This window comes from Microcoleus sp. PH2017_28_MFU_U_A (assembly GCF_020738035.1).
Lineage (GTDB): Bacteria > Cyanobacteriota > Cyanobacteriia > Cyanobacteriales > Microcoleaceae > Microcoleus.
This window is the reverse complement of sequence record NZ_JAEQCX010000081.1, coordinates 24,625-30,903: the sequence shown is the minus strand read 5'-3', so window position 1 is coordinate 30,903 and position 6,279 is coordinate 24,625. Positions and strand designations below refer to the sequence as shown.

At 43.1% G+C, this 6,279-nt stretch carries 6 protein-coding genes and 1 tRNA gene; 1 reads left to right on the top strand and 6 read right to left on the bottom strand.

Annotation, left to right across the window (positions count from 1 at the left end):
* Positions 1-374: 374 nt before the first annotated feature.
* The 5 genes from JGK14_RS20470 to JGK14_RS20450 all read right to left on the bottom strand — a co-directional run bounded on the left by JGK14_RS20470 (position 375) and on the right by JGK14_RS20450 (position 3,903).
* A complete protein-coding gene (locus JGK14_RS20470) occupies positions 375-1,142 on the bottom strand; it encodes a phycobilisome rod-core linker polypeptide (protein WP_293183825.1) in 768 nt (255 codons plus the stop codon).
* Positions 1,143-1,254: 112 nt separating this feature from the next.
* Complete coding sequence (locus JGK14_RS20465; RefSeq protein ID WP_293183822.1) at positions 1,255-2,130, bottom strand: phycobilisome linker polypeptide; 876 nt, start codon at positions 2,128-2,130, stop codon at positions 1,255-1,257.
* Between the two features lie 201 nt (positions 2,131-2,331).
* Positions 2,332-2,934: a chromophore lyase CpcT/CpeT gene (locus JGK14_RS20460; protein ID WP_293183820.1), complete on the bottom strand. Its 603-nt coding sequence runs from the start codon at positions 2,932-2,934 to the stop codon at positions 2,332-2,334.
* A gap of 253 nt (positions 2,935-3,187) precedes the next feature.
* On the bottom strand, positions 3,188-3,721 hold the full coding sequence (locus tag JGK14_RS20455; RefSeq protein ID WP_293183817.1) for a phycobiliprotein lyase: 534 nt from the start codon (positions 3,719-3,721) through the stop codon (positions 3,188-3,190).
* 108 nt (positions 3,722-3,829) lie between these two features.
* Positions 3,830-3,903: transfer RNA gene (locus JGK14_RS20450), tRNA-Lys, on the bottom strand.
* 179 nt (positions 3,904-4,082) lie between these two features.
* On the opposite strand from JGK14_RS20450, the gene JGK14_RS20445 reads away from it, so the two are divergent.
* Positions 4,083-4,427 carry a XisI protein gene (locus JGK14_RS20445; RefSeq protein ID WP_293183814.1) on the top strand — a complete coding sequence of 115 codons (345 nt, stop codon included), beginning with the start codon at positions 4,083-4,085 and terminating at the stop codon, positions 4,425-4,427.
* Between the two features lie 191 nt (positions 4,428-4,618).
* Here JGK14_RS20445 and JGK14_RS20440 read toward each other — a convergent pair whose 3' ends face one another.
* Positions 4,619-6,034 (bottom strand): ankyrin repeat domain-containing protein, encoded by a 1,416-nt coding sequence (locus JGK14_RS20440; RefSeq protein WP_293313616.1) that lies wholly within the window; start codon positions 6,032-6,034, stop codon positions 4,619-4,621.
* Positions 6,035-6,279 lie beyond the last annotated feature (245 nt).

Below are 6,279 nucleotides of genomic sequence, written 5' to 3'. Positions count from 1 at the left end.
TTTTTGACGATCGCAATAATTCTCTCAGTTGACCATTTTGACTATATGATACTACTATTGCTTACTACTGCTTACAAACTTAATAAAGTTTTATAATACCATTTTAGAATTTAGATTTGAGAAACAGTCCTGGACGTGCTTCGACCAAATATTTTTTCCTTCTCCCCTAGATAATTAAGGCCTTCTTCTATAAATCAAGTTTTTGGCTTTTTTAAACAGAAAAAGAGCGAATAAGAAACTCGCTCTAGAGAAAGTATTAAGATACGAAACCTCAATCAAAAAAAACGATAGAAGAATCTAGCTCAGCTCATAAAGGGGAACCCAAGAAAGTTTCTAGTTATCCCCGACTCAGGCTCGCGTCATCAGTCTATGGCTTAAGCAACTTCGGTGATGCTGACAATTTTTCCGCCAGCGCGATGAATGCGCTGAATTTGCGGAGTCATCTTCCCACCAGAGACAAGATATTCAGTGTTGCTCACTCGGCGAGGGCTATCAAATTTAGCTCCTTTGACAACAATCTTGAACATTTTTTCGGTGGCATCTTTGGAAGCACTAATGCGACCGCCTGTGCTTGGTAAAGTAATTTTGTTACCACTATTACCAGCTACGAAGTCAACTAAGCGAGAAGCGGTAAAAGCACTGTCAACTCCTGCATAACCTTGATACAGGGAAAGAGTGCGATTGTAGCCAACTTGCTTTTGTCCGAGTTGACTTTTTGCGCCTTGATAATAAGGGACTGTATTCTCGCCAAATTTGTCCTCATATTCTTGACTGTCAAGGTACGAGTCAATTTCTGCATCGTAGCCTTTTTCGATACAGGTGCGAATATGCTCAGAAAGTTCTGCTTGGTCTAAGGGAGCGCGACCTAACAAATGTTTAAAGTTTAGCTCGACAAAGCGGTAGGGAGCGCATGATTCAAAATACCGACTGCGATAGAAGTCGGATTTTGCCACAGCGCGGACAAATTCCCGTACTGTCGTCCCACCATCGCACAACTGGGATTCTGCCACAGTCAGGCGTTCGCTTTCCATCACGTGGGGATTGCCGAGCACTTGCTTGTAAACTGCCCGAATTACGGCCTGTGTATCATCGGAACTGCTAGTAGACCAAAGTTCTACTGGTGCATCTAAAACCACACTCATTGAGTTTCTCCTAAGACTAAATAACGTTTCAAAACAGGGAATTAAGGATTGAAGAAAAACACGCTCAGGGAGGTAATTCCCCAAGTCGTGAAGCTAGAAGTTTAAACGGTTTCTAGTTGACAGCAGTGATGCTGGCAATTACGCCGCCTTGTTTGTGGATGCGTTGATATTCTTGGGAAAGTCTGGAAAACGGCACTACATAAACTTGGTTGCTCTGCCGAATTTTTTGAACCCGATTCTTTGCAGAAGTGCGATAGCCAGTTACTTCGATACGGAAAACCTTACCTTCGTCACCAGAAGCAACGTTGTAAACACTTTTAGCACCGCGCTGTCTATCGGGAAATGACCAACCATCTCCAACTGAACCGCCGGAAGGAGGAATGACTGCTACAGGGGTTTCTTGAATCACGTATTTGTTCAAAACTGGGGATTTTCCAGAAAGACTTCCTTTGAAATCGCTGCTGGAAGGGCCGCGCAAGAGAGCAAACATATGAGTAAACCCAACCATATTTTGTCCTGGTTGGGTTTTGTAGCCTCGGTAGTAGGGAACGATATTTTCGCCGTAGGCGTTTTGGTATTCATCGCTGTCGAGGTAAGAATCAATATCTGCCTCGTAGCCTTGAGTATCTAAGATAGTGCTATGGGTTCTCATTTCTTCTAGGCCATCCGGAGCTCGACCGAGAAGATGTTTGAAATTCAGTTCAAGAAACCGATAGCGAGGACAAGTATCGAAAAAGCGAGAACGGTAAGCGTCGGATTTTGCCAGAGCGCGGACAAATTCGCGTACACTCAATGCACCACTTTTGAATTGCGATTCAGGAATTGTTGCCCGTTCGCTTTCCATGACGTAAGCATTACCCAAAACTTGCCGGTAGACGGCACGAATAATGGTTTCTACTTCTTCTTGTGAACGTCCTGGAATCAGTTCTAAACAGGGTGTTTCTTCAAATAAACTGACTCCAAGTCGAGATGCAGGTCCAAAAACCATTTAAAAAATCTCCACTATTGTGTTATGTGAAAATTTACCATAATTGGATGTTATATTAGAAAACTTTACATAATGTAACATTCCAGGGGAGGTTGCTGTTTCACGTACTACAGGAGTTTTTTGGGGTACAGGAGTCTTTTAGGGTAATAGGTGTGGCTGTAGTATGTGCTGCGCTCGCCTGGAAATTCGTCGGCGGGAAAATTAGAGAGGCGGTAGCTCTCCGGCAAAACTTTGACGCTTTTCAAACCATAAGGAGCCATTCTCTGAGCCCCAAATCTGTTCGTGAGTATTTACATCCATACCGCGATCGAGACTGCTCCAGGTTGTTTCGGTAATTTCCACGTCGCTGATGAGGTAGGTTGAACAACCTTTTTTTTCGATGAGACACTGGTTTCCTGGTTCTACACTACCACGAAACATTTCTCCTTCTCGTTTGAAAACCATAGAGCAATTGTAGCGCCGTTGAATGCAATCTGGTTTAATTGTTTTGAGAATGCTTAATTCCCGTGCTGCTCCGGCGTATTGTACTGGATCGTTGAGACTATAATTTTCAATATAAATTTGTTCTCCTTGGTCTATTAATTTGTGGACTCCTTGACGGTAGGGAGTCCACAGATCGTGGTCATAAACCTGCTCGGAGTAAAAGCCAATGGCGTTAAAAAAATCAAATGGTAAGGGGCGGAAAAATATATGAATGTGGGCAAATTGTTGTGGTTTTTCAAAGGATTGTTTGTAGTTGCTGAAATCCCCGGCCATCCACTGAGCCAGAGTGATTAAATCATTATTTGTTTTAACTGAATTCATAAGTTTTTTTACTTTGTTATATAGCAATTATCAAGTGAGGTACGGATTAGTAATTGGTAATTGGCGGTGAGTACATCACTTGGTTGAGAACCGCTCTACCATTTATCAAAACTCTGGTTACAAAACAATTGTTCTGCTTGTTTCATCTACTCTTTAGGTAAGGTGCGTCGCTGCGATATTCTCGATTAAAATTAGGGATTGTTTGTGGCGGCGCAACTTACAAATATTGTTGCATGATTTTCGATAATTGGTATTATTTGCCGGAGAGCGATCGAATTTCTGAAGAAAATGATGCGGTGACAACTCCACTTCCTTTACTGGTTTTGATCAGGGAAACACGAAAGCGCAGGTTGGGATTGGCAAACCAAATTTTTTCTTCGGCGGCGGCGTTATCGTAGCTTGTCAGGAGGACAAAGGTGCCATCGTCTGTGATGTGATAGTCGGCGGCGGCGGGAATGGTTTCGGCATATCCTTGGTCTCGCAGTAGTTTACCGCGATTGGGGACTGTGGGATCTGGGATTGGTACGAGGATACAACTGCCTTTCATTTCAGCGTTTTCATCCCAATCTGACTGGCCTTCCCATGCCATGTGAAAGGGGTTGACTGCTTGGGCTGGGTCGATGTTGTAGGATTTGCAGAGGTCGATTACGGCAGCATCATCGGGTGAGAGTGCAACGATATCAATGACTGACTCGATCGCTTCAAAGTGTCGGAAAGTCAAGTGATGGGCGCTGCGCTGCGATCGCCACTGTCCGAGGGAATTGTCAACAAATTGCTGGATGTTCATGAAAATTATTTTACAAGCTCATTGACTCAAATATTCTTTTCAATTTTTTAAGATTGACGAGAACACTACAGCTTGCGGGTAATGGCATTGTACTATGTTGTTTGAGGATGGGAGTAGAAGGACTTGAACCTTCGACCTTGAGATTAAGAGTCACCTGCTCTAACCAACTGAGCTATACTCCCGCATCTAGGCTACTATAACACAACTAATCTGAAATATCAACTATTTTTGTAAATATTTGTGGCGATCGCCGGCTGGCGAGTTTTCTGTAAGGGCGATCGACAAGAGCCAAGAACCCGCAAGCTACTGATGGTATCATTCGTTTAGTTACCTTCGAGCCAGCAGAGGAGGCAATCGTGCAATGGATTCATTAAACATTCAATATCGCGACATCGTTGAAAGAATTCTCCAAGAATATATCGATTTTCTCGGTAATGACGACCTAGCTGAGGTCAAATTAGTATTAGATGAAAAGCGCGATCGCTATTTGTTAGTCGAAACAGGCTGGCAAAACGGTCATCGCATCTACGGAAATTTGATCCACATTGAAATTATCGACAACAAGCTGTGGATCGAACACGATGGTACGGAAGATGGAGTTGCTTACGAGTTGATGGCGGCGGGAATTCCTCAAGCAGATATTGTTTTGGCTTTCAAATTGCCGGAACTGCAAAAAGTGCGATCGGGGGCGATTTCGCGATCGTGAGCGATCGACCTTATTAAGGTGATGCGCGTACCTGCGATAGTCAGTCCGCGTTCTGTTCGGATAATCTTTGTTTGAGTGTTCGGTGTCGAAGTCATACTCGTAACCTGTGAGTTATTGCTTCTATAGTAGCTTATGAAATAACGAATTTGCTATTTAAATTTAGTCGATAGCACGTAGCATCCGCATAAAATTTACGATCGCGATCGTCTGTATTGGCACGCACTGCAAACCGATCGCATATCTAATCCTATTTTGAGCGATTGAGCCATCAAAACCTCAACTATATCTTGTTGATTTCTGCACTTAGCCAATTGAATTGGGGTACAACCCCGTTGATTGCGTGGATTCACCTCTGCTCCAGAAGCTAAGAGCGATCGCACAATATTTAAGTGACCGAGTGAAACTGCGTTGTGTAATGCTGTACATCTGTTATTATCTCTAGCATTGACATAGGCTCCTGAAATCAATAGAAGTTGCACAATTTCCAAATGTCCTTTGAGAGCTGCTTTGTGTAAGGCTGTATTTTCGCTATAATCTTTAGCATTAACATCAGCTCCAAAAGCGATTAGAATTTCTACAACTGGTTTGTGTCCCCGCTCCCCAGCAGCGTGAATAGCTGTTTTGCTAATTGTTACTCCTTGCAACAGTAAAAACCTGACCACATCTTTGTGTCCTCCCGCAGCCGCTTCATCCATCGCTCGCTCGATATGATTTTCATAGCCGTAAGCGGTTCCCTCTAATGACAGTCTGCGTTCGAGCAAAATTTGCACAACCTCTTTGTGTCCGTTCTCTGCTGCTAATTCTAAAGCTCCATTCCCGAAATCTATGATGACGCTAACATCGGCTCCGCGATCGATTAATAGTTGCACCATTTCCACAAAACCCAACCAGGAAGCAGCGATCAAAGGATAAAAACCTTGAGCGCATTCTCCATTCACATCTGCACCATACTTAATTAGTAGGTCAGCTACCTCAATTTGGTTATTTGCTACTGCGAAGTACAACAAAGTATTGCCGTAAGGAGGTGTTCGTCCGGTTCGAGCATTTGGATCGCCCCCTTGTTCAAGGTAAGACTCAACCTCCTGAATATTGCCGAGTGCAGCAGAAATGTATATGTTGACAACAGCACCTTGAGAAAATAGTATTTCGAGAATTTCTTGATGTCCTTTCCAAGCTGCAACCAGAATAGGGGTTTGCCCATAACGATCGACTATATTGATATCTGCTCCAGCAGCAACAAGTGCTTCAACAATCTTGGGTTGGTTGTTCCAAGCTGCTGCCTGTAAAGGAGTGTCTACAGAGCCAGTACCGCACCGGAAATTTACATCGGCACCAGAGTCAATCAGCAATTTTGCTAACTCTAGATTTTTATAGGAGATAGATGAATGTAGAGGTGTATTGTTAGCTCTGTCTGCTGCATTAACATCTGCGCCTCTAGCAATTAATGTTTCAGCCATCCTGAAGGATTCTACCATAATTGCTTGGTGTAAAGGGGTACTATCTGAGCAACTTTCATCTCTAAAATTTATATCATCTCCCCGATATAGGAGAGCGATAACTCTGTCAAAATCAAGATGACAAACAGCTTGACATAATTCCTGGCTCATTTGTGTTTCAAATGTTTTATTATAAAATTTTGGTTCCACCGCTCCACTAATCATTTTACATAATAAACAAGCAAACAGAAAAGCCAATTACCCAAATAGGTTTGGCTTTTCTGCTATAGTCCTGGACGCACGGGTGGTCAGAAACCGGGTTTTTTACGAAAATCTTTCGTTGTCGCCCACAGCAAGGGCAAAAAACCCGGTTTCTTGGGTTTTGATGCGTAAGTTTTCTGCTACTTATCAATTCA